Origin of the sequence: Amycolatopsis keratiniphila (genome assembly GCF_000400635.2) — a bacterium.
GTDB lineage: Bacteria > Actinomycetota > Actinomycetes > Mycobacteriales > Pseudonocardiaceae > Amycolatopsis > Amycolatopsis keratiniphila.
In genome coordinates this window covers 3458326-3479277 of the sequence record NC_021252.1, presented here as the reverse complement: position 1 = coordinate 3479277, position 20952 = coordinate 3458326, and the positions used below count along the sequence as shown (strand labels likewise).

21 protein-coding genes are annotated in these 20952 nt (G+C 69.9%); 11 read left to right on the top strand and 10 right to left on the bottom strand.

What is annotated here, in order from left to right:
• Positions 1-19 precede the first annotated feature (19 nt).
• Positions 20-958, top strand: a complete 939-nt coding sequence (locus tag AORI_RS57005) for a universal stress protein (RefSeq protein WP_016333557.1) — start codon at positions 20-22, stop codon at positions 956-958.
• 10 nt (positions 959-968) lie between these two features.
• Here the strand turns inward: AORI_RS57005 and AORI_RS57000 are convergent, their stop codons facing one another.
• On the bottom strand, positions 969-1328 hold the full coding sequence (locus tag AORI_RS57000) for a hypothetical protein (protein ID WP_016333556.1): 360 nt from the start codon (positions 1326-1328) through the stop codon (positions 969-971).
• A 72-nt stretch (positions 1329-1400) separates the two neighbouring features.
• On the opposite strand from AORI_RS57000, the gene AORI_RS56995 reads away from it, so the two are divergent.
• Positions 1401-2489 (top strand): carboxylate-amine ligase, encoded by a 1089-nt coding sequence (locus tag AORI_RS56995; RefSeq protein ID WP_016333555.1) that lies wholly within the window; start codon positions 1401-1403, stop codon positions 2487-2489.
• Between the two features lie 108 nt (positions 2490-2597).
• On the opposite strand, the gene AORI_RS56990 is transcribed toward AORI_RS56995, so the two are convergent.
• From AORI_RS56990 to AORI_RS56975, 4 genes are all read right to left on the bottom strand, one after another.
• On the bottom strand, positions 2598-3044 hold the full coding sequence (locus AORI_RS56990) for a DUF6098 family protein (RefSeq protein ID WP_016333554.1): 447 nt from the start codon (positions 3042-3044) through the stop codon (positions 2598-2600).
• A 150-nt stretch (positions 3045-3194) separates the two neighbouring features.
• Entirely contained in the window at positions 3195-4118 is a 924-nt protein-coding gene (locus tag AORI_RS56985) for an alpha/beta hydrolase (protein WP_016333553.1), read from the bottom strand.
• A complete protein-coding gene (locus AORI_RS56980) occupies positions 4105-6129 on the bottom strand; it encodes a CocE/NonD family hydrolase (RefSeq protein WP_016333552.1) in 2025 nt (674 codons plus the stop codon). Before AORI_RS56980 ends, AORI_RS56985 begins: the two co-directional genes overlap by 14 nt.
• 3 nt (positions 6130-6132) lie before the next feature.
• A complete protein-coding gene (locus AORI_RS56975) occupies positions 6133-7431 on the bottom strand; it encodes an ATP-grasp domain-containing protein (RefSeq protein ID WP_016333551.1) in 1299 nt (432 codons plus the stop codon).
• A 73-nt stretch (positions 7432-7504) separates the two neighbouring features.
• Here AORI_RS56975 and AORI_RS56970 point away from each other — a divergent pair, with 73 nt between their 5' ends.
• Genes AORI_RS56970 through AORI_RS56960 form a run of 3 tightly spaced genes read left to right on the top strand, consistent with a single transcriptional unit; the run spans position 7505 to position 11148 of the window.
• The gene (locus AORI_RS56970; protein WP_016333550.1) at positions 7505-9019 is read left to right on the top strand and encodes an FAD-dependent oxidoreductase; all 1515 of its coding nucleotides are present in this window, start codon (positions 7505-7507) and stop codon (positions 9017-9019) included.
• Positions 9019-10119: a carboxylate-amine ligase gene (locus tag AORI_RS56965; protein ID WP_043848062.1), complete on the top strand. Its 1101-nt coding sequence runs from the start codon at positions 9019-9021 to the stop codon at positions 10117-10119. Before AORI_RS56970 ends, AORI_RS56965 begins: the two co-directional genes overlap by 1 nt.
• A gap of 18 nt (positions 10120-10137) precedes the next feature.
• Positions 10138-11148: an iron-containing redox enzyme family protein gene (locus AORI_RS56960; protein ID WP_016333548.1), complete on the top strand. Its 1011-nt coding sequence runs from the start codon at positions 10138-10140 to the stop codon at positions 11146-11148.
• Here AORI_RS56960 and AORI_RS56955 read toward each other — a convergent pair.
• Positions 11116-11331, bottom strand: coding sequence for a CDGSH iron-sulfur domain-containing protein (locus tag AORI_RS56955; protein ID WP_016333547.1), 216 nt, complete (start codon positions 11329-11331; stop codon positions 11116-11118). The two genes, AORI_RS56960 and AORI_RS56955, sit on opposite strands and share 33 nt — an antisense overlap.
• Complete coding sequence (locus AORI_RS56950) at positions 11315-12007, bottom strand: methyltransferase (protein WP_016333546.1); 693 nt, start codon at positions 12005-12007, stop codon at positions 11315-11317. The genes AORI_RS56955 and AORI_RS56950 overlap by 17 nt, the downstream gene beginning before the upstream one ends.
• Positions 12008-12325: 318 nt before the next feature.
• On the opposite strand from AORI_RS56950, the gene AORI_RS83885 reads away from it, so the two are divergent.
• From AORI_RS83885 to AORI_RS56935, 4 genes are all read left to right on the top strand, one after another.
• Complete coding sequence (locus AORI_RS83885) at positions 12326-12463, top strand: hypothetical protein (RefSeq protein ID WP_167337769.1); 138 nt, start codon at positions 12326-12328, stop codon at positions 12461-12463.
• A 61-nt stretch (positions 12464-12524) separates the two neighbouring features.
• A complete protein-coding gene (locus AORI_RS56945) occupies positions 12525-12956 on the top strand; it encodes a DUF4383 domain-containing protein (RefSeq protein WP_043848061.1) in 432 nt (143 codons plus the stop codon).
• A 28-nt stretch (positions 12957-12984) separates the two neighbouring features.
• Positions 12985-13950 carry a glycosyltransferase gene (locus tag AORI_RS56940; protein WP_016333544.1) on the top strand — a complete coding sequence of 322 codons (966 nt, stop codon included), beginning with the start codon at positions 12985-12987 and terminating at the stop codon, positions 13948-13950.
• Positions 13951-13979: 29 nt separating this feature from the next.
• Entirely contained in the window at positions 13980-15197 is a 1218-nt protein-coding gene (locus tag AORI_RS56935) for a glycosyltransferase (RefSeq protein WP_016333543.1), read from the top strand.
• A gap of 20 nt (positions 15198-15217) precedes the next feature.
• On the opposite strand, the gene AORI_RS56930 is transcribed toward AORI_RS56935, so the two are convergent.
• From AORI_RS56930 to AORI_RS56920, 3 genes are read right to left on the bottom strand one after another with little or no spacing between them, the layout of a single operon-like run.
• Positions 15218-16123: a glycosyltransferase family 2 protein gene (locus AORI_RS56930; protein ID WP_043848060.1), complete on the bottom strand. Its 906-nt coding sequence runs from the start codon at positions 16121-16123 to the stop codon at positions 15218-15220.
• Positions 16113-16985: a glycosyltransferase family 2 protein gene (locus AORI_RS56925; RefSeq protein WP_016333541.1), complete on the bottom strand. Its 873-nt coding sequence runs from the start codon at positions 16983-16985 to the stop codon at positions 16113-16115. Before AORI_RS56925 ends, AORI_RS56930 begins: the two co-directional genes overlap by 11 nt.
• Positions 16982-17869: a polysaccharide pyruvyl transferase family protein gene (locus AORI_RS56920; protein WP_043848059.1), complete on the bottom strand. Its 888-nt coding sequence runs from the start codon at positions 17867-17869 to the stop codon at positions 16982-16984. Before AORI_RS56920 ends, AORI_RS56925 begins: the two co-directional genes overlap by 4 nt.
• A 70-nt stretch (positions 17870-17939) precedes the next feature.
• On the opposite strand from AORI_RS56920, the gene AORI_RS56915 reads away from it, so the two are divergent.
• Together AORI_RS56915 and AORI_RS56910 are read left to right on the top strand one after the other, a co-directional pair.
• Positions 17940-18899 (top strand): NAD-dependent epimerase/dehydratase family protein, encoded by a 960-nt coding sequence (locus AORI_RS56915; RefSeq protein ID WP_016333539.1) that lies wholly within the window; start codon positions 17940-17942, stop codon positions 18897-18899.
• A 414-nt stretch (positions 18900-19313) separates the two neighbouring features.
• On the top strand, positions 19314-20936 hold the full coding sequence (locus tag AORI_RS56910; protein ID WP_016333538.1) for a carbamoyltransferase family protein: 1623 nt from the start codon (positions 19314-19316) through the stop codon (positions 20934-20936).
• The last annotated feature ends 16 nt before the right edge of the window (positions 20937-20952 follow it).

Below are 20952 nucleotides of genomic sequence, written 5' to 3'. Positions count from 1 at the left end.
GGGTCGGAGGTGATGTCCCATGTCCGCTGAACAGACCGGCCGCGGGCCGGTGGTGATCGGTTTCGACGGATCGCCGGAGGCCCGTCGTGCCGTCCGCTGGGCGGTCGCCGAGGCGAAGACCCGCGGCCTCGGCGTGATCCTCGCGTACTGCACCCACGACCGCCTTCCCCCACCCGGATCGGACCCGGTCGCGGCACCGCTGAACGAGGCGGTCCCCCAGGCCGCCGACGAAGCCGCGGAAGTGGAATCCGCCCGGCGGCAGCTCGCCTCGATGGCCGAAGCGCTGAAACGCTCCGACCCGGGCCTCGACGTCAGCACGGCCGTGCGTGGCGGCATCCCGGAGCAGGTCCTGACCTCGGTCGCCGACGAGGTCGACGCGGCCATGATCGTGCTCGGCGAATCCCATACGGGCTTGTTCACCAGGGCCGTCCTCGGCTCGACGGAGTCCGGCGTGACCAAGACCGCCGGGCGCCCCGTCGTGGTCGTGCGCGGGGACGAGCCGCCTCCCGGCGGGCCGGTCATCCTCGGCACCGACGGCTCGGAACAGAGCGCGCAGGCGGCCGGGTTCGCGTTCGACTTCGCCGCCCGGCACGGGCTCACCGTGCACGCGGTCCACGTCGCGCGGATGCCGCTGTGGGGTCCGGCGAGCGAGCCCCTGCTCGGCGGGCCGGTGCTGGATCCGGCACCAGGTCTTCCCCAAGAGGTCGCCGACGAACTCGTCGGACGGCAGCTCGAGCCGTGGCGGGAGCGCTACCCGGACGTCGCCGTGGAGATGGTGCACGGGGTGGGGCCCGCCGCGCAGGCGTTGACCGTGCAATCCAGCGAAGCGGCGCTACTGGTGCTCGGCCGCAGTGATCACGGCGATCTGCGGCGGCTCCTGCTGGGCTCGGTCAGCGACGACGCGCTGCACCACGCGCATTGCCCGGTGGCGGTGGTCCGGGCTCAGGCGGTCGGCTGAGCCCGGCGTCTCACGAAGAAGCGAGTTCTCCGAGCGTGCGCCGCGAAACTCGGAGCTCCGCAGCCATCAGGAGGCCGCCCGTGCGGGCCTGGGCGAGCGCGTAACCGACCTCGGCGACCTTGTCCCAGGCCTCGCCGGCCGTGTCGCCCGCGCCGACGCGGCCGGCCAGCAGGCATTCTTCGAGCTGTCCCTGCAGGCCGGGCAGGACCTGGGTGAGGTCGTCGGCGAGCTGCTGCAACGCCCCGATGGTCCGGCACAGGTCCGCCGGCGAGGCCGGTTCACCCGCCCGCAGGCTGCTCTGCAGGTGACGCACGACCGAGCCGGCCTGTGCGGCCAGCAGATACGGAGGCTCCTGCGACTTCGGACTCATTGTCCTGGAATACCCCGTCCGCGACCTGCGAAAACCAAGTTTGTGCCGAACGGGCCGGGGGTACCAGCGGTTGTGAACAAGGACGTACTCACCTTCGGGGTCGAGGAAGAGTTCTTCGTGGTGGACCGGGACGGTCATCTTTCCCCGGCGGGCGACGCCGTCGTGGACGCCGCGGACGAAGAAGAGGGCGAACTCCAGCAGGAGCTCACTCGCTCGCAGGCCGAATCGGCGACCGGTATCTGCACGGCCCGCGACGAGGCCGAGCGGCAGCTGACGGCCCTGCGCACCGACCTGGCCGAAGCCGCCGCAAGGCGAGGCTGCCGCCTGTTACCCAGCGGTAGCGCACCGCTCGCGGAAACGGTGCTGCCCGCCATCACCCCGAATCCGCGCTACGAACGGATGTCGGAACACTTCGGGGCGACCGCGCGGACGTCGCACACCTGCGGCTGCCACGTCCACATCGCCGTCCCCGACCGGGAAACCGGTATCCGGGTGATCGACCACGTGCGGCCCTTCCTGCCCGCTTTGCTGACCGTGACCGCCAATTCCGCGATCTGCGACGGGTACGACACCGGCTACGCCAGCTGGCGTTACCAGCAATGGAACCGCTGGCCCTCGGCGGGCGCGCCACCGCTGTTCGGCTCGCTGGACCACTACGAGAGCATCGTCGACGCCTGGCTCCGGGCCGGCGCCATCCTCGACCGGGCGATGGTCTATTGGGACGTGAGGCTTTCCGAGAAGCAGCCGACGGTGGAGTTCCGGCTCGGCGACGTCGCGGCCACCGTCGGCGACGCGGTCCTTTACGGGGTGCTGATCCGGGGCCTGGTCGGCACGATCCTCGCCTCGGAGGCGCGCCCTCCGAAGCTGTCCAACGAGGTTTTGCGCGCGCAGATCTGGCGCGCGTCGCGGGAAGGGCTCTCCGGCCGCTGCCCGCATTTCCGGACCGGCGATCTCGCCCCGGCGAGCGAGGTGCTCGACGACGTCGTCACGTTCGCCGCCGGCGCGCTGGCCGAGACCGGGGATCTCGACTTCGTCCGGGACGGCTGCGCTCGGCTGGCCGCCGAGGGCGGCGGCGCCGACCGGCAACGGGCGCGCTTCGAGAAACGGCGGGCGGCGGAGGACGTGGTGGACCTCCTCGCGGTCCGCCCCGCCCGTGATTGAAGCCCGCACTCACGTGATCAAAGGCGAAACTCGCGTGATTGGAGCCGTATCGCGTGACTTACGGCTTCGATCACGCGAGTTACGGCTCCGATCACGCGTGTGCGGTCTTCAGGTCCGGCCGAGTTCGGGCGGGCGGCGCAGCGGACCCCAGTCCGCGTTGTGCTGCGCCCGGTCCCGCAGCAGTTCCCGAGCCTCGCCGAGGACCGCGGTGGAGATGCGTGCGACGGGTTCGGGGTCGGTCAGCAGTGGCTCGTTGTCCGGGCCCGAGCCCACGATCCGGCCCGCCAGCACCCACGGTTTGGTCTCACGACGGCGTTCGTGGCTGAGGTGGCAGTAGTCGTAGAGCCGCCGGGCCAGCCAGAGTTCGAGTGGCTGGTCCCGCCACCAGGGTTCGGGATCGAGGGGATTCACCGAAAGCCCGGGCAGTTCCGCTCCGGTGAGCTCGTCCCGGCTCGTGCCGGGACGATGCTCGGGAGTCGGCGCCCATCGCACGTACAAGCCTTCCCGCCGCCGGACCAGCGCGGCGAGATCTCCCAATGACTCCAACCGTTCCATCGAGCACTCCAGGCGAAAAGTGGACGCGGTGACCGGCGCGCCGGCGTCCCTGCCCCGCCGGGGTTGCCCACGCCGGTCCACCTCACGGACGGCGGACGCACAACCTCGCTACGCCATCCGTTGTCTTCCGGTTACCCACTCGTCACGCGGCTACACCGCTTTCACGAGCGATCGATCCACGAGATGGGAGATCTCCTCCAGCGCCAGCTTCGCTTCCGGGATCGAGGCCAGCATCCACGCGTGGATCATGCCCTCGTACTCGTGATAGCTCAGCGGCACGCCTTGCTCGGTGCACAGCGTATGGAGCCGCCGGGCGTCGGCGAGGAGGACGTCCTTGGTTCCGATGTAGACGGTCAGCGCCCCGAGCCCGGAAAGATCGCCGGACAGGGGGCTGAGCCTGGGATCGGTGCGCGGCAACCGTCCGCTGTAGAGTCTCGCCGCCTCGTTCAGGCCGGTGAGCGCGAGATACGGGTCGCGCTCGTCCAGCGCAGGTTGCGCCGGATGGCTCAGGGTCAAGTCCAGCCACGGCGACAGCAAGACGGTCTCCTTCGGCACTGGCCTGCCTTCGTCCCGCAACGCCTTGGTGAGCACCAACGCGATCCCCGCGCCGGCGGAATCCCCCATCACGATCTGGTCCTCCGCCTCGACGTCCGCGGCGAACTCGTCGTAGGCGCGGCGCACGAACGCGGTGGTCTCCGGGCAGTGATGGTCCGGGGCCAGCGGGTAGATCGGCACGGTGACCGAGCAGCCGGTGCGGTCGATCAGCCGTCCGAAGAACCGCCAGTGGTCGTGCTGGATCTGATGCACGTAGGCACCGCCGTGGAAGTACAGCACGTGCTTGCCGACCCCGCCGCGGCGCGGGCGGATCGTGTAGCACGGTCGTCCGTCCACTTCGGACCTCGTGACGTCGAACCGGCGCCGGATCGAGCGGATCGGCCCCTGGTCGCCCTTCGCCTGGCTGCTCTCGATGCTCCGGCGGAATCGGTCGACGTCGGCGTACGTCCTCTTCCGCTTCGTGAGGCGCAGCCACGCGAGCAGCGACTTCGCCGTGAGACTCGTCTTAGACCTGATCACGGGGAACCGTCCGATGCCAGTTGCGGGAAAACGTCCTTCGCTCGCCCTCGAAAGCGTCGAGTTGCGCGTCGATCACGAACTCGGTGGGAGTGCACGAAACCCGGGTCCGGGTCTCGGACCTCGCGGACCAGTCCCCGCGGGCGAACGTCATGGACCACGCCGTCTCCGCCACCGGGGAGCAGAAGTCGTCGGCCACCCACGAGTACCGCTCGAACACGTTCCGCGTGACGTCGAGGTCGATGTCCTCGAACCGCACCTTGCCCTCGTTCTTCACGATGTCGAGCGCGGAGTGGTAGTCGATCAGGTCACGGGAGACGGTCCAGCGCTGCTCACCTGGTTCGACCTGGGTCGCCGGAAGTGGTTCCGTGCCTTCGGGTTCACCGAACGGCCGCGCCGGGACCTCGTCCGCCTCCGCCATCGGCCGCACCGGCAGCGTCAGCGTGCTCTGTCCGGTGTGGACGGTCACCCTCGCCGGTTCCGGCGGCGGCCACGCCAGCGGCCAGTACGACGACGAGATCGACAGCCGGATCCGGTGCCCGGCGGGAAAGGCCTGCGCGACGGCGTTCAGCTCGACGCGCACCCGGTATCGCTCGCCCGGTTCGAGCGGCTCCGGTTCGTCGTGCCCGTCCCGGTGGGTCAGGTTCAGCAGTCCGTAGGTCACTCGCGTCGCCCGGCCGTCCGGCGCGACATCGGACAACCGGACGGCGACCTGCGCCACCGGCTTGTCCGCCGAGACCTCCAGGTCGACCACCGGCGAGCCGAGGATCTCGCACGGCTCGGCGAGTTCGTCGGTGTCGAAGACGAGCGAGCCGCCGTCCTCCTCGCGCTGGTCGTACGGCAGGTCGGGCGGAGCGCTGTAGGAGGCCCACTTGCCGGCGAACTGGCCGACCGAAAGCGGCGATTCCACCGGCAGGTCCTCCGCCGGGACCTCCTCGCCGGGCCGGGCGATCCGGTGCCGGGCGAGCCGATGCTCGGACGGGTGCACATGCGGCGAAGGCCAGGATGGCTCCCCCACCCAGCGGCCTGGGCGATCCTCGTACGAGGTCGACGGCGGCACGCTGTCCTGCATCCAGGTCTGCAGCATCGGCCCGTCCATGACGCCGTTTTCGACGTCCTTGAGCCAGTGATCCCACCAGCGGACCAGTTCCTGCAGATACCCGATGGCGGGGCCCGGCCGTCCGAGATGCGGGTACTTGTGCGACCACGGCCCGATCAGCCCGCGCCGCGGCACGTCGAGATTGGCCAGCAGCCGCGAGACCGCGTTCGAGTACCCGTCCGCCCAACCGCTGGAGGCCAGGACCGGCACCTGCACGTCGCTGTAGTTCTCGCAGACCGACGCGTGCCGCCAGTATTCGTCGCGCCGCTGGTGGCTCAGCCATTCCCCCGCCCAGAGACCGCAGTTCTCCAGCCGTTCGTGCCACAGGTCGCGCCACCGCTCCCCCGCCAGCGCCGGATCGGGCGGCAAGGTGGCGTAGGCGAACATCGTGGAGGCTTCGGCGATGTTGTCCGACAGCAGGCAACCACCCATGTAGTGCATGTCGTCGGAGTACCGGTCGTCGGTGAACGACGAGATCGCGATCGCGCTCAGGCTCGGCGGTTTACGCGCCGCCACCTGCAGGGCGGCGAACCCGCCCCAGGAGATGCCCATCATGCCGGTCCGGCCGGAACACCATGGCTGCGCGGCGATCCATTCGAGGACGTCCTCGGCGTCGAGTTGCTCCCGTTCGAGGTATTCGTCGGCGAGAATCCCCTCCGATTCCCCCGAGCCGCGGATGTCGACGCGGACGCAGGCGTAGCCGTGCCCGGCGAGGTATGGATGGTGCACCGAGTCCCGCACCGAGGTCAGATCGCGGTGCCGGTACGGGATGTACTCCAGGATCGCGGGGACCGGCTCGCCGTCCGAAGCGACCGGCCGCCAGATGCGGGCCGACAGCCGGACACCGTCGGAAACCGGGATCCAGACATGGTCCTCCTCGGTGATCTCGTACGGCAGCGAAGCCACCGTCCGCATGGGCTATCCCTCCTCGAAGTCGAACCGCAGCGCCTCCGTGCACCGCCGGTACTTGCTCTCCATCTCCCGTTCGGTCTGCGCCGCCACGAAGATGTGCGCGAGTTCGTAGCTGTAGCTGTCCTGTTCGGGCAGATCGGAGAGCCGGACGTCCTTCTCCGCCACCAGTTCGATCTTCACCCCGGGGATCTCGGCCTCCAGGTCGGCGATCTCGGCGCGGGTGGGCACCCGGGTGACCAGCGCGTCGCTGAAGCGGCGGTAGTACCACTTGCCCGCGATCCGGTAATCGCCCCGGTTCCGTCGCGCTCCGGGATCCTGCCCCAGGCCCAGCCGGACCATGATCTGGTGGTTCGCCACCCCGTCCACGTACTCGAACAGCTCCGCGTGGGACTGCGAATGCCGCGGGTTGATCTCCAGCAGGCAGGCCTGTCCGGATTCGGGATGACAGAAGAACTCGATGCTGAACGTCGCGTTGTCGAAGCCGATCTGCTCCATCACGCGGACGGAGATCTCCTTCATCCGCTCGACGGCGTCCACGGGTAGCTGCGACGGGTACTGATGCCGCAGGAAGGACGTCGAATCGGGATAGTTGATCGAATCGAGCACACCGTAGACGGTGACCTGTCCTTTGTAGACATAGCCCTCGGTCGCGGCCTGCACGCCGTTGAGTTCCCCTTCGGCGAGGCACGCGGCCCCACCGGCGTTCGCCACCTCTTCGGGGAGATCGACCGTGGCGAGGACGCGCTCGAAGGGTTTGCCGACCCGGTCGACGCCCGCCCGGATCTCGGCGACCGCCTTGTCGAACTCGTCGGCGTCGGCGACGTGGAAGGCCAGCTCCGAGGAGAACGACTTCACCGGCTTGAGCCACATGGGGTAGTCGACGCCCTCGGGCGGGCGGGGGTCGTCCTCGTCCAGATCGACGATGCCGAACGACGGCACCTCGTCGATCACCTTCGCCTGTTCGAGACGGCTCCAGTACTTGTGCTCACACTTCAGCACCGCCTCGAGGGAAACACCCGGGAGCCCGTACTTCTCGCACAGCATCGCCACCATCGTCGAGGACGGGAAGTCCCAGTAGCTGACGATCGCGTCGATCTGTCCGTCGAAGGCGTCCAAATGCGCCTCCGCCTTCTCCACGAGTTCGACGATCGGGATCTCGCCGTGCTGGAGCTCCTCCGGTGAGAGCAGCGCATGGAAGCGGTACCGGCCGGCACCGGGGATTCGTCTCAGCACCTCCTCGTTGGAGTCGTCGAGACCGATGACGAAGATGTTCTTTTCCTCTGGGTGCCTGGAGGATGTGGTCATAGGCCAGTGCTACCCGCTCGGATGGGCCGGAAAACAGGGTTTGCCCGGTCCGCCCCCAGGGAATCCGGCCCGCATGACGGAGTTGCCCGGCACGCGTTCCTTATGGCTCGACACGGCCCCCGCTCCCGATCGCACCGGCACGCCGTTGCCGCCGGAGGTCGACGTCGCCGTTCTCGGCGGCGGCATCGCCGGGCTCACCACGGCGTACCGGCTGGCGAGGGCCGGGCGCTCGGTCCTTGTCCTGGAGGCCGGCCGTATCGCCGCGGGGGTCTCCGGCCACACCACCGCCAAGATCAGCACCCAGCACGGGCTCAAGTACGCCACGCTGGCCAAGACCAAGGGCACCGAAGCGGCCGCGATGTACGCGTACACGCAGGCGGCCGCCCTCGACTGGATCGCGGCGGCCACGGCCGAGCTCGGTATCGACTGCGGGTTCACCCGCTCCGACAGTTTCGTCTACACGACCAGGCCCGAGACCGTCGAAAGCCTCGAACGGGAGGCGGAAGCGGCCGCCGAGGCGGGTCTCCCGGCCACTTACGTCACCGAGGTCGACCTCGACGTGCCCGCCGTCGGCGCGGTCAAGTTCGCGTCGCAGGCGCATTTCCACCCGCGCCGCTGGCTGCTCGCGCTGGCCGCCGAAATCGAGCGCGCGGGCGGGACGATCATCGAGGGGGTACGCGCGGAAGGTCTCGACGAACTCGGCGGGACCAAGGTACGCACCAGTTCGGGTGACGTGCGCGCCGGTGACGTCGTGGTGGCGACCCATTATCCCGTGTTCGACCGCGGGCTGTTCTTCGCCAGGCTCGATCCGGTGCGCGATCTGGTGGTCGCCGGACCGGTCGCGGGAAACCGCCCGCCCGAAGGGATGTACCTGGACGCCGACACCCACCACTCCGTGCGGAGCTACCTCAACGACGGTGTCCCGTACGCGGTCGTGGGCGGCGAGCACTACCGGGTCGGCGACTCCGTCGACGTCGAGAGCCGCTACGAGCGCCTGGCCACGTGGGCCGGCGAGCATGCCGGCGTGCACCGGGTCACCCACCGGTGGTCCGCGCATGATCTGTCCACTTTGGACTCCGTGCCGTATGTCGGGCGTTATCACCCGGCGAGCCGTCACCTCTGGGTCGCCACCGGCTTCGGCCAGTGGGGGATGACCGGCGGCACCGCGGCCGGGCTGCTGCTCGGGGATCTGCTCACCGGGCGCGACAACCCGTCGGCGGGCCTGTACGACCCGAACCGCTTCGACCTCCGCTCGGCGATCTCGACCGTGGAGAACAACGCCACCGTGGCGAAATTCCTGGTGGGCGACCATCTCAGCGCGTTGCGCAAACCCGCTTCCCTGGACGAGCTCGCGCCCGGCGAAGCGAAGGTGACCCGGGACGGCGGCGAACTCGTCGCCGCCTACCGCGATCCGGGCGGCGAACTGCACGCCGTCGGCGCCCACTGCACCCATCTCGGCTGCCTCGTCGCGTTCAACAACGCGGAGAAGACCTGGGACTGCCCGTGCCACGGTTCGAGGTTCGGGCTGGACGGGTCGGTGATCCAGGGGCCGGCCGTGCGCGCGCTGCCGAAGAAGCGAGAGCGGTGATGACGACCAGTATCGGTATCGAAGAAGAGTTCCTGCTGGTGGATCCCAGGACCGGGGTGAGCTGCCCTCGGGCCGACGCCGTACTCGAAAGGCACCGGATCTGCTGTCCGCTGCCGGACGGCGCGGCGGTCCACCGGGAACTGCGGCCGACCCAGATCGAGGCCGCCACCGGCGTCTGCGAGACCGCCGACGAGCTGTACGAGCAGCTGACCGCGGGACGCCGCACGCTCGCCGAAGCGGCCGCGGGCGAAGACTGTGCCATCATCGCCGCCGGCACTCCCCCGCGTCCCTCACCCGAACGCGACCTCGACGCCCCCGACCGGTTCGGCAAAGTCGACGAGCTGTACGCGGGCGTGGTCAAGGCCTACGAGGCCTGCGGATGCCACGTGCACATCGGCGTGCCCGACCGGGAAACCGCGGTCGCCGTGGTGAACCATCTGGGTGAATGGCTACCCACGCTGCTGGCGTTGTCGGGCAACTCGCCCTTCGACGGCGGCCGCGACACCGGCTACGAGAGCTGGCGGATGGTGGAGCAGAGCCGGTTCCCCGGCTCGGGGGTCGCCCCGTACTTCGCCGACGCCGCCGCCTACGAGGAACAGGTCGGGAAGCTGGTGGACTGCGGGGTCCTGGTGGACGAGAACCAGACCTTCTGGCTCGCCAGGCCGTCCGCGCGGTGGCCGACGGTCGAGGTCCGCGCCGCCGACACCGCGTCCACCGTCGACGAAGCCGTCCTGCAGGGGCTGCTGACGCGCGCTCTGGTGCGCACCGCCCTCGCCGAACTGGACCACGGGGTGGAGGCCACGCCGCTGGATCCGCAGATCGCCGCCGCGGCCGTGTGGTCGGCCGCGCGTCACGGGCTTTCGGGACCGGCCGTCGACCCGGTGGCGGGAAAACCGGTCCCGGTGGGCGACCGGGTCGCCGCGCTGCTGGCACATACGAGGCAGGCGTTGGAGGACACCGGCGACGCGGACCTCGTCCGCACCCTGCTCGGCCGCCTGGAACGGGAGGGCACCGGCGCCGAACGGCAGCGCCGGGCCGCCGCCGACGGCGAGATCGCGGTGTTGCGGATGCTGACCGAAGAGACGGTTCCGCACGCCTAGATCGGGTACCCGCGCGGCATGACGACGATCGACCGTGACGTGGCCGCGAGGCTGCCCGAGATCCGCGGCCCGCTTTCCGCCGCCGTGGTGGACACCCTGGCAGGCGGACGCCGAGACGATTTCGACCCCGACGTGGCGACCGGCGCCGACCCGTTCGGTGAGGACCTCCAGCTGGCGCTGCATGTCTGCTACGAGCTCCACTACCAGGGCTTCGACGGTGTCGACCCGGAGTGGGAGTGGGATTCGCGGCTGCTCGCCTTCCGATCCGTGCTGGAGCACGTGTTCCTCGACGGCATCCGCGCCGCCGTGCCCGGCGGGGACGACGTCGGCGGGCTGCTGGAGGAGTTGCTCGTCGAACCGGTCGACGGCGGCGGCGTCTCCCACTTCCTGCGCGACGAGGGCGAATGGTGGCACGTCGAGGAGTACTTCGCGCAGCGGTCGATCTACCACCTCAAGGAGGCCGATCCCCACGCGTGGGTGATCCCGCGGCTGCGGGGCAGGGCCAAGGCCGCGCTGGTCGCCGTGGAGTTCGACGAATTCGGCGGCGGACGGGCCGATCAGGCGCACTCCCGGCTGTTCGGGGACCTGCTGACCGCCGCCGGCCTCTCGGACGGCTACCTCGCCTACCTCGATCACGTTCCCGCGTGCATGCTCGCGACGGTGAACATGATGTCGCTGTTCGGGCTGCACCGGGGCCTGCGCGGCGCGCTCGTCGGGCATTTCGCCGCCGCCGAGATCACCACCGCGCCCGCCGCCCGGCGCATGGACCAGGCGCTGGAACGTCTCGGCGCCGCACCGGAATGCCGCTACTTCTACACCGAGCACATCGAGGCCGACGCGGTGCACGAACAGGTGCTGCGGCACGACGTCGTCGGCGATCTGCTCGACCGGGAACCCGGGCTGGCGGCGGACATCGCGCTGGGCATCCAGGCCACCGACCTGCTGGAAACCCGGCTGACCGAGCACCTGCTGGGCGCTTGGTCGGCCGGGGAGAGTTCACTGCTCAGGCCGCTGCATCCCTTGCCGTGACCGGCGGCGGTGGCTCGTGTCGCAGAACGGGTAGCGCTTGCTGCGGCGGCAAGCGCAGAGAGCGACCACGAAGCGATCCGAGGTCACCGTCTCGCCGTCGTCGGTGACGACCTCGACCGGCCCCTCCACCAGGAGGGGCCCGCCGGGTTCGAGCCGGACCCTGGTCCTACGGCCGGTCGGCACGGATCACCACCAGTTCCTCATGGCACTGCTCGGCCTCGATCAGGCCCGCCGCTTCGAGGAAGGCCGCCCGCGCCCGCATGACGGGTCCGAAGGGGATCGATCGAGTGGCGACCACCGACGGCGTCATTCCCGCCGCCCGCAACTGCTCCAACGACCTGTCGGGGCCGGAAACCGCCGAGTGGACCATCATCAGGTATCCGCCCGGCGCCACCAGGCGGGCCGCCTGGGCACAGACCTGATCGAGGACGATCCGGCCGTCCGGCCCGGCGTCCCACGCCCGCGCGGCCCCGGTGGCGGGCACGGGCGAGGGAACGTACGGCGGATTCGCCAGCACGACGTCGAACGGTCCGCCGCTCGCCGCCTCGGCCAAACCGCCACGAAGCGGCCGCACCGGGAGCCGGCGCAGCCGCGCGTTGACCCACACCGCGGCCAGCGCCCGCCGGGAGATGTCGACGGCGGTCACCGATCTCGCGCCGTGCGCCGCGGCCGTCAGCGCGAGGGCGCCGGTGCCGGTGCAGAGATCGAGGACTTTCGCTTCGCGGGGCATTCCCGCCGCGCTCAACGCGCTCGCCAGCAACCAGGTGTCGTGCTGCGGGCGGTAGACCCCCGGCGGCCGCAGCAGCCATGGCCGCGCCGGGGCGAGTGGAATCGTCGCTGTCTGGGAGATCGCGGTCATGTCCCCTCCGGTTCGCCGTAGTTGCTCCCGGCTACCCCGGCCGTGCGGTGCCAAACGTCCACAGTGGTCGCCTTGGTCGTGAGTGGCGTTTCGGGTTCTAACCCGAAACGCCACTCACGACCAACTGGACCGCCAAGGCCCGGCCTGCGGCACCGCACTCGCGTGATCGAGGCCGTAACTCACGTGATCAGCGGCGGAACACCGAGTGTCGCCTCCAGGCACGCGAGTCACGTGCCTGATCACGCGAGTTACGCCTTCCCGATCACTAGAACGCGAGAAAGCGGGTAACCACGAGGAAAGCGAACGAAGGAGACTCTCATGGACACCGGTCCGGCCAAGGGTGATTCCACCGACAGCGAGAAACTGGACCAGGAAGACCGCGAAGAGATCCGCGGCGAGCAGGGCACATCGTCCGGCGACCCGCACGACGACACCGACCCGCAGTCCGGTGAATGAGGCGTTTCGCGGCGGCTCAAAGGGGTACCCGGTCAGCTTGTGGCGAAACGGAGGCTTTCCGATGAACCTACGTACGACTGGCTTCCTTCTGCGACCGGTGGTGCTGCTCATCGCACTGGTCCATCTCGTGCTAGGTGTGCTCGGCTTCTTCTTCCTCCCGGAAGCGAACGAGGTCGGCGAAAACACGGTGTGGATCTTCAGCGCGACAGGCATGCTCGACGTCATCCGTACCGTGATCGGCGTCCTCGGTCTGGTCGCGGCGTTCAAACCTTCCGCGATCCCGGCCTACAGCTGGCTGGTTTTCGTGGCATTCACCGGTTTGACCGCTTTCGGCGTCCTCTCGGCGGGGACCGATTCCGCCGGTGACGCGGTCAACCTCAACTGGGCCGACAACGTCCTGCACGGGGTGACCGCCTTCCTGGCGCTCGTGGTCGGCGTCGCCTCCACTCGCGTTTCCCGGCGGAAGCAAAGTAAGACAAGGGAAAACGTTTAGTCCGTCCACAACGGGCAACCTGGCGGGTATGACGAAAACGGCCCCGCTCCGGATTCTCCTGTGGCATGTGCACGGCTCCTGGACCGAGGCTTTCGTCCGCGGTGGCCACCACTGTTTCCTACCGCTCCTCGACGAAGGCGGACCGTGGGGCCGCGGCCTCAGCGGCCGTGACTGGCCCTCCGCCCAAGAGGTACCGGTCGACCGACTGAAGGATCTCGACATCGACGTCGTGATCCTCCAACGGCCCGAGGAACTCCATCTGGCCGCGCGGTGGCTGCGCCGCCGTCCCGGCAAGGAAGTGCCCGCCGTCTACGTCGAGCACAACACGCCCCGGGAGCACGCGGCCACCACGCGGCATCCGCTGGCCGACCGCGACGACATCCCGCTGGTCCACGTGACCCATTTCAACGAACTGATGTGGGACTCCGGTCTCGCGCCCACGGTGGTCGTCCCGCACGGGATCCCCGATCCCGGTGAGCGGTACACCGGGGAACTGCCCCACGGCGCGGCCCTGATCAACGAGCCCGTGCGGCGGGGCCGGATCACCGGTACCGATCTGCTCCCCGCCTTCGCGGAGATCGCGCCGGTCGACGTGTACGGGATCGGTGCCGAAGAGCTCGACGGCCGCCACCCCGCGGTGCGTCCCGGTGGCGATCTGCGGAGCGATGAGCTGCATGCCGAAGTGGCCCGGCGACGCGTCTACCTGCACACCGCGCGGTGGACGTCGCTGGGCCTCTCGCTGCTCGAAGCGATGCATCTGGGCATGCCGGTCGTGGCGCTGGCGACCACCGAAGCAGTACACGCGGTCCCGCCGGACGCCGGCGCGGTCTCGACCGACATCAAGGCGCTGGCGAAGGCGTACCGCGAGCTCGTCCATGAACCCGATTTCGCTGTGCTGGCAGGGAAAACCGCGCGTGAGTTCGCCGTGAGCCACTACGGGCTCGACGCGTTCCTCACTCGCTGGGACGCCCTGCTGGCCGAGGTGACCGCTTGATTCCGCCGGAGGCGGAGGGAAGGAGCCCGATGAGGATCGCGATGGTTTCCGAGCACGCGAGCCCGCTCGCCGCCATGGGCGGAGCCGACGCCGGGGGTCAGAACGTCCACGTCGCGGCGCTTTCCGCCGCGCTGAGCAGGCAGGGCCACGACGTCACCGTCTACACACGCCGCGATAACCGCCGAGTCCCGGCGACTGTCGAGACGCCGGACGGCTATCGCGTCGTCCACGTACCGGCGGGACCGGCCAAGAAGCTGCCCAAGGACGAGCTGCTGCCCCATATGGGCGAGTTCGGCCGGGTGCTGCGGTCCCGTTGGGCCAAGGACCGGCCGGACGTCGTCCACGCGCATTTCTGGATGTCCGGACTGGCTTCGATTCTCGCGGCGAAGGATCTCGGCATCCCGGTGACCCAGACCTTTCACGCGCTGGGGGTGGTGAAACGCCGCTATCAGGGCAAGGCCGACACGAGCCCGCCCGAGCGGATCCGGCTGGAGCGGATGATCGCCAAACAGGCCGACCGCGTGATCGCGACGTGCTCGGACGAGGTGTTCGAACTCGTGCGGATGGGGCTGCCGCGTTCGCGTGCTTCCGTCGTCCCGTGCGGAGTCGACCTGACCACCTTCACCCCGGACGGTGAGGTCGCTCACCGGACGGCTCGGCGCCGCATCGTCAGCGTCGGCAGGCTTGTCCCGCGCAAGGGTTTCGACCTCGCCATCGCCGCGCTGCCTTCGCTCCCGGACACGGAACTGGTCATCGTGGGCGGCCCGGACGCCGGTCCGCTCGACAAGGCGCCGGAAGTCCGGCGGTTGCGGGCGATCGCCGACCGGGTAGGCGTCGCTGACCGCGTACATCTGCCCGGCCTCGTGTCGCGCGAGCAGATGCCGGCGCTCCTGCGTTCCGCCGACGCGGTGGTCTGCACCCCTTGGTACGAACCGTTCGGCATCGTGCCGCTGGAGGCGATGGCGTGTGGTGTCCCGGTCGTGGCGACCGCCGTCGGCGGGCTGACCGACACCGTCGTCGACGGGGTCACCGGGATGCTGGTCCCTCCCCGCAACCCCATGGAGCTGGCGGCCGCGCTGCGGCGCCTCCTCGGTGACGCTTCGTTGTGCGAGTCGTTCGGGCTCGCCGGAGCGGACCGGGTGCGGGCGCGGTACTCCTGGGACAGGGTCGCTTCGGATTCCTTGCGCGCTTACGGTCGTGTTCTGACCGGGGAGGCGGAAGTGGCAGCGGCGGCTTCGCCTTCCTGAGGTCGGCTGGCGCCGGTACGTCACCCGACGTACCGGCGCGCCACCGAGTTCCGCTGCGATTCCTCCAGCAGGACCAGCCCACGCTCGACCGCCGCCGGAACCACCGCACGTTCCCGCATCACCCACGGGATCCCCCGGATCGCTTCCGCCACCGCCGCGAACGTCGCCCGGTCGAGCGGCGCAGAACGCAGCACCGTGACCATCCGGCGCAGGACGCTGCCGAGCGGACGCCGCAGCCACAGCGTCCACAGCGTGTTGCGGATGCCGAGCTGACGGCGCCGACGCGGATCGCGGACGGGTGAGGGTGCGTGATGGATCACCATCTCCTCGTCCCAGCACATCCACCAGCCCTTGCTCGCGAGGTCGAGGGCGAACAGCTCCTCCTCTCCCCCGAGCCACATCCGGTCGGAGAAGCCGCCGACGTCGTGGAACGCGCGGACGCGGACGGCCGACAGGCCCGCCATGACACCCAGCAGAGCCGGACCGGGCAGCCATTCCGGGCCCGGGACCGGCGAATGGCGCAGTTCGGGAGTGATCGGATCCTCGGTCAGTGACGGCTCCACCAGGCACCGGCCGGTCACCACGCCCAGCCCGGGAAACGCGTCGAGCCGGTCGGCGGCGCGGCGCAGGGACCCTGGCTGCCATCGGGTGTCGTCGTCGCAAAAGGCCACATACGGCGTCTCCACTTCACGAACGGCGAGATTGCGCGCGACGGCGCCGAGGTTCCGCGGCGCGCGGATCAGCCGCATCGAGGGAAACCGTTCTTCCACGGCGTCCGCGGTGCCGTCGGTGGAAGCGTTGTCCACCACCACGATCGGCGCCGCGTCGGGCAGCGCGGTCATCGAGGCGAGTGTCTCCAGCAGCTGCGCGCGACGGTTGTGCGTGATCACCACGACCGTGATCCGGTCCTGCACTTCATCCTCCATGGGCGTGTTCCAGTACCCGGATCCGGTGTTCCACCGAAGCGGGCAGTCGTTGCCGGTCGGCGAGCGCCCACGGCAAGCGCCGCAGGACACCGGCGAGCGCGGCGAGCACGTGTGGCTCCCGAGGCACCCTGGCCAGCGCGCGGCCCGCCTCGGTGAGGCACCGGCGCACGGGCCGTCTCATGACCGTGATCAGCATGCGGTTGCGGAGTTCGGCACGCTCCCGCCAAGACGGCGACGGCCGCACCGTAGACGGATGATGGTGCGCGCGTACCTCCTCCGCGTAGCAGAGCCACCACCCGCGCGCCGCGAGGTCGTAGGACAGCAAGCGCTCCTCGGCACCGAAACGCAGCAGCGGATGGAAGCCGGCGGCCTGCAGATACGCGGTCCGCCGGACGATCGCGGAACAGGCGAGGAAGCCGAGCACGGCCGGTCCGGGGAGTCCCTCGGGCCTGCCGAGCGGGCTCGCGGCCATCAGCGAGACGACCGGATCCTCGCGTTCTTCCTCGCCCACCAGGGTTTTCGCGGCGACCAAGCCGACGTCGTCGTGGGTGTCGAGGATCCGTTCGGCCTCGGCGAGGGCGTCTTCGGCCCACCAGGAATCGTCGTCGCTGAAGGCGACATACGGCGTCCGGGCCACCGCGACACCGAGATTCCGCGCCGCCACACCGATGTTGCGCGGCAACCGGACCACCCGGACACCGTCGAAGGCGGCGGCCGTGGCCGCCGTGCCGTCGGACGAACCGTTGTCCACCACGACGATCGGCGGTGGCGGCCGCAACGCGGTCAACTCTCGTAACGTCCGTTCCAGTTCCGGCGCCCGGTCACGGGTGGCGATCACCACCGTCGTCGCCGCGGCGCTCATCGCACCGGCCTGGTCTTGAGCGCCTTCACCATGTCCCGCAAGAGCCCGTTGTCGGCGGGCAGCGCACGCAGCGCCGCCACCGCCCGGCCCTGCACCGAAGAACACCAGCGCCACCAGGAGTCGAGTGCCTCGTGATCGCCCGCTTCTTCGGCCGGGACGAGGGCGGGCCAGCCGAGCGCGTCGGCCTGGGCGGTGACCTTGCCGCCGCCCGCGACCGGGTCGATGGCCAGCGCGGGCACCCCCGCCCGAAGGCTCAGCACCAGGCCGTGCAGCCGCGTCGTGACCACGACATCCAGATGCGACAGGATCGACGCGAACTGGTCCGGTGTCTCGCAGCGTTCCCAATCCGACGACGCCAGCCGCGTGTCGAGCGGCACCCGGGCACAGTTAACCCCGGCGATCCACTCCCGCACCGAAGCGTGCACCTCCGCGTGGCGACCGGAATCGCCGTACTCCCGCTGCGGCGGGGCCAGGATCACGCCGGTCACCAGCACCTCGTCGGTCGGCGCGCCGAGGGAGAGATCCGGGGTGCCGACCTTCTCCCGATCCCGCGCGAACACCTCGTCGAAGTCCCGGACCGTGTCGTCGTCCGGGTCGATCACCGACACCCCGACCGCGATCCGGCGGCAATGGGCGAACCTCCGGTGCACCTCCCGGACCTGCCACCCGTGCGCCGGTCCGCAGACGAAGACCACGTGGCTGTACCGGGCCGGATCCACCTCTTCGTAGTTGACGTCCCCAGGCCGGTAGACCGGGCTCCACGCCAGATCGTGCGGCAATCCCATGGTGTTCAACGCCTCGTCGACCCTGCGCATGCTGAGCACGTCTCCCGCGGTCGCCTCGCCGTGGCGGAAGCTGGCCCAGCCGATAACCAATGCACGCATATCCGAGACTTACCCGGCCTGTCCGGGTTCACACGGTTTTCCCCGGGCTCGCTCCGGGTAGTCGGTCGCCATGAACAGAGCGCTGGTGACCGGGGGCGCGGGTTTCGTCGGTTCGCACCTGTGCGAACGCTTGCTGGAGGCCGGCACGGAGGTCGTCGCGGCCGACAATTTCGCCACCGCCGACACCGTCAACGTGGCGCATCTGCTCGACCGTCCGGACTTCCGGCTCCTTTCCCGCGACGTCACCGGGCCGATGACCGCGCCGGGCCCGTTCGACGTCGTCTTCCATCTGGCGTCCGCGGCCTCGCCGCGTGACTACCTCCGCCTTCCGCTGGAGACGCTGCGCGCGGGCTCGTACGGCACCGAACGGGCGCTCGACATCGCCGAACGCGATGGCGCCCGGTTCGTCCTCGCATCGACGAGCGAGGTCTACGGCGATCCCCGGGAGCATCCGCAGCGCGAGGAATACTGGGGGCACGTGAACCCGATCGGCCCGCGCAGTGTCTACGACGAAGCCAAGCGATACGCCGAGGCGCTCACTTCGGCGATGCGCCGGGAGCGGGACGTGAACACCGGTATCGCGCGGATCTTCAACACCTACGGTCCTCGCATGCGTCCCGACGACGGTCGCATGATCCCGACGTTCATCGGGCAGGCGCTGGCAGGCGCGCCGCTCACCGTGACTGGAACCGGCAGCCAGACCCGTTCACTCTGCTACGTCGACGACACCGTCCGCGGCCTGATCGCGCTGGCCGGTTCCGATGTGCCCGGCCCGGTGAACCTCGGCAACCCGCACGAGCTCACCGTGCTGCGGATCGCGGAGGAGATCCTGGCCGTCACAGGCAGCGCTTCCCGGATCGAATACATCGACGCCGCGGTCGACGATCCGTCCCGCCGGTGCCCGGACATCTCCCGCGCCCGCCGCGAACTCGGCTGGGAGCCGGAGGTCGGGCTGGCGGAAGGGCTTCCGCGCACGGTCGCCTGGTTCACGCGGCAGAGGTCGGGCCCGTACCCGGCCGCCGGCGCCTGACCTCGCGAATGGTGTCTCGGAGCACTCACCGCGCCGGGTGTTGACGATGTAGGAATCAGGACGTCGAGTGTCCCAGTTCCCACATCGTCGAGAGGCGGCTCAGGTCACGCCGAGGACTCCCCCGCCCCGTCGGCGCGTGACTGGATGGCCGACGCCCGTGATCAGAGGGACGACACACGTGTCCAGGCGGACGGCTCGCGGCCGGCTCTGGATTAGGCGTGTGTCGTCCGTCCAGTCACGCGTGTCGTCCCTCTGATCACACGCGCCGTCTCCCCCATTTCCCCCGAGAGACGCTTCGGACAGTAGCGACGTCCTGGGCTTTTGCGCCGCATCGTTTATCCCCGAACGCACCGGGTAGCGCTACGGGAGTAAACGCGGGTCACGGCCCGCGGCCCCGATCGGAGAGGTGGCCCGGTGCGCATACTCGGTATCAACGCCGTCTTCCACGACCCGGCCGCTGCCCTGGTCGTCGATGGCGAAATCGTGGCGGCGGCGGAGGAAGAGCGGTTCAGCCGCCGCAAACACGGCAAGCGGCCCGTGCCGTTCTCCGCGTGGGAACAGCCGGTCGAGGCCGCCGCCTGGTGCCTGGCCGAGGCGGGGATCTCCGCTCAGGATCTCGACGCCGTCGGCTATTCGTATGATCCGGCGCTCGTCGAGCCGGGCATGGCGGGGCACGACGGGAAGAACGAATGTCTCCGCACGGACTTCGCCCGCCGGGCTCCCGGGTTCCTCAAGGCGGCCTTGCCGGGGCTGGATCCCGGGATCGTCCGCTTCGTGCGGCACCACGTCGCGCACGCCGCCTCGGCAGCGCTCGCCGCGCCATTTGGGGACTGCGCCGTGCTGGTCGCGGACGGCCGCGGCGAGAGCACGTCCTACCTCGCGGGCGAGTATCGCGACGGCAAGTTCGAGGAACTCGCCGAGCAGCGGCTCCCCCATTCCCTCGGGCTGATGTACGAGGACCTGACCGAGCACCTCGGTTTCGCCCGGTCCAGTGACGAGTACAAGGTGATGGCCCTCGCCTCCTACGGCAAGCCCCGCTTCCTCGACCGGATCGCGGAGAGCGTGCACACCAACGGGATGGGGTTCCGCACCGACGAGATCGACTGGGCGTCGTTCGCCCCCGCCGTCGAGCCGGGACAGGAACCGGGGCAGGTCCACGCCGACCTCACCGCGAGCGTCCAGCGGTGCCTGGAGGACGTGCTGCTCGACCTGACGGCCAAGCTCCACGAGCACACCGGGCACACCGACCTCGCGCTGGCGGGCGGGATCGCGCTCAACTGCGTCGCCAACACCCGGCTCCACGCCGAGGGGCCGTTCGACCGGATCTGGGTCCAGCCCGCCGCCGGTGACGCCGGCACCGCACTCGGCGCGGCCTTGGAGCTCGCCGCGGAGTTCGGCGAGCGCGGTGGCCCGATGACCGGCGCTGCTCTCGGCCGCGGCTGGACGGACGACCAGCTGGAGAACGCGCTCGAGACCGCGAACATGCGGTACGAGCGGCCGGACGACGTCGCCGAGGCCGTCGCCGAAGCGCTGGCCGAAGACCGGATCGTGGCCTGGTTCCAGGGCCGGTCCGAATTCGGCCCGCGTGCGCTCGGCCATCGGTCGCTGCTCGCGCATCCCGGACACGAAGCCAATTTGGAACGGCTGAACGACGTCAAGGGCCGCGAACAGTTTCGTCCGGTCGCCCCGATGGTGCTCGCCGAACGCGCGGGGGAAATCTTCTCCCGCGGCCCGCTTCCCAGTCCCTATATGCTTTTCGTGCACGATGTCGCTCCACAATGGAGGGACAAGATCCCGGCCGTCACCCATGTCGACGGTACGGCCCGGGTCCAGACGGTCGACGCGGACGCCGAGCCGCTCGTGGCCCGGATGCTCGGCGCGTTCGAACGCCGTACCGGCGTGCCCGCCGTGGTCAACACCAGCCTCAACACCGCGGGCAGGCCGATGGTCGATTCCCCCAGGGACGCCTTGGAGTGCTTCGGTTCCGCCCCCATCGACCTGCTCGCCCTCGGACCGTTCGTGGTCCGCCGTCCCTGACCTTTGGAGGTGTGTC

What these genes read in the sequence shown, in the direction of transcription:
- AORI_RS57005 (WP_016333557.1), top strand. Translation starts at nt 20, where the DNA reads ATGTCCGCTGAACAGACCGGCCGCGGGCCGGTGGTGATCGGTTTCGAC.
- AORI_RS57000 (WP_016333556.1), bottom strand. Translation starts at nt 1,328, where the DNA reads ATGAGTCCGAAGTCGCAGGAGCCTCCGTATCTGCTGGCCGCACAGGCC.
- AORI_RS56990 (WP_016333554.1), bottom strand. Translation starts at nt 3,044, where the DNA reads ATGGAACGGTTGGAGTCATTGGGAGATCTCGCCGCGCTGGTCCGGCGG.
- AORI_RS56980 (WP_016333552.1), bottom strand. Translation starts at nt 6,129, where the DNA reads ATGCGGACGGTGGCTTCGCTGCCGTACGAGATCACCGAGGAGGACCAT.
- AORI_RS56975 (WP_016333551.1), bottom strand. Translation starts at nt 7,431, where the DNA reads ATGACCACATCCTCCAGGCACCCAGAGGAAAAGAACATCTTCGTCATC.
- AORI_RS56970 (WP_016333550.1), top strand. Translation starts at nt 7,505, where the DNA reads ATGACGGAGTTGCCCGGCACGCGTTCCTTATGGCTCGACACGGCCCCC.
- AORI_RS56965 (WP_043848062.1), top strand. Translation starts at nt 9,019, where the DNA reads ATGACGACCAGTATCGGTATCGAAGAAGAGTTCCTGCTGGTGGATCCC.
- AORI_RS56960 (WP_016333548.1), top strand. Translation starts at nt 10,138, where the DNA reads ATGACGACGATCGACCGTGACGTGGCCGCGAGGCTGCCCGAGATCCGC.
- AORI_RS56950 (WP_016333546.1), bottom strand. Translation starts at nt 12,007, where the DNA reads ATGACCGCGATCTCCCAGACAGCGACGATTCCACTCGCCCCGGCGCGG.
- AORI_RS83885 (WP_167337769.1), top strand. Translation starts at nt 12,326, where the DNA reads ATGGACACCGGTCCGGCCAAGGGTGATTCCACCGACAGCGAGAAACTG.
- AORI_RS56945 (WP_043848061.1), top strand. Translation starts at nt 12,525, where the DNA reads ATGAACCTACGTACGACTGGCTTCCTTCTGCGACCGGTGGTGCTGCTC.
- AORI_RS56940 (WP_016333544.1), top strand. Translation starts at nt 12,985, where the DNA reads ATGACGAAAACGGCCCCGCTCCGGATTCTCCTGTGGCATGTGCACGGC.
- AORI_RS56935 (WP_016333543.1), top strand. Translation starts at nt 13,980, where the DNA reads ATGAGGATCGCGATGGTTTCCGAGCACGCGAGCCCGCTCGCCGCCATG.
- AORI_RS56930 (WP_043848060.1), bottom strand. Translation starts at nt 16,123, where the DNA reads ATGGAGGATGAAGTGCAGGACCGGATCACGGTCGTGGTGATCACGCAC.
- AORI_RS56925 (WP_016333541.1), bottom strand. Translation starts at nt 16,985, where the DNA reads ATGAGCGCCGCGGCGACGACGGTGGTGATCGCCACCCGTGACCGGGCG.
- AORI_RS56920 (WP_043848059.1), bottom strand. Translation starts at nt 17,869, where the DNA reads ATGCGTGCATTGGTTATCGGCTGGGCCAGCTTCCGCCACGGCGAGGCG.
- AORI_RS56915 (WP_016333539.1), top strand. Translation starts at nt 17,940, where the DNA reads ATGAACAGAGCGCTGGTGACCGGGGGCGCGGGTTTCGTCGGTTCGCAC.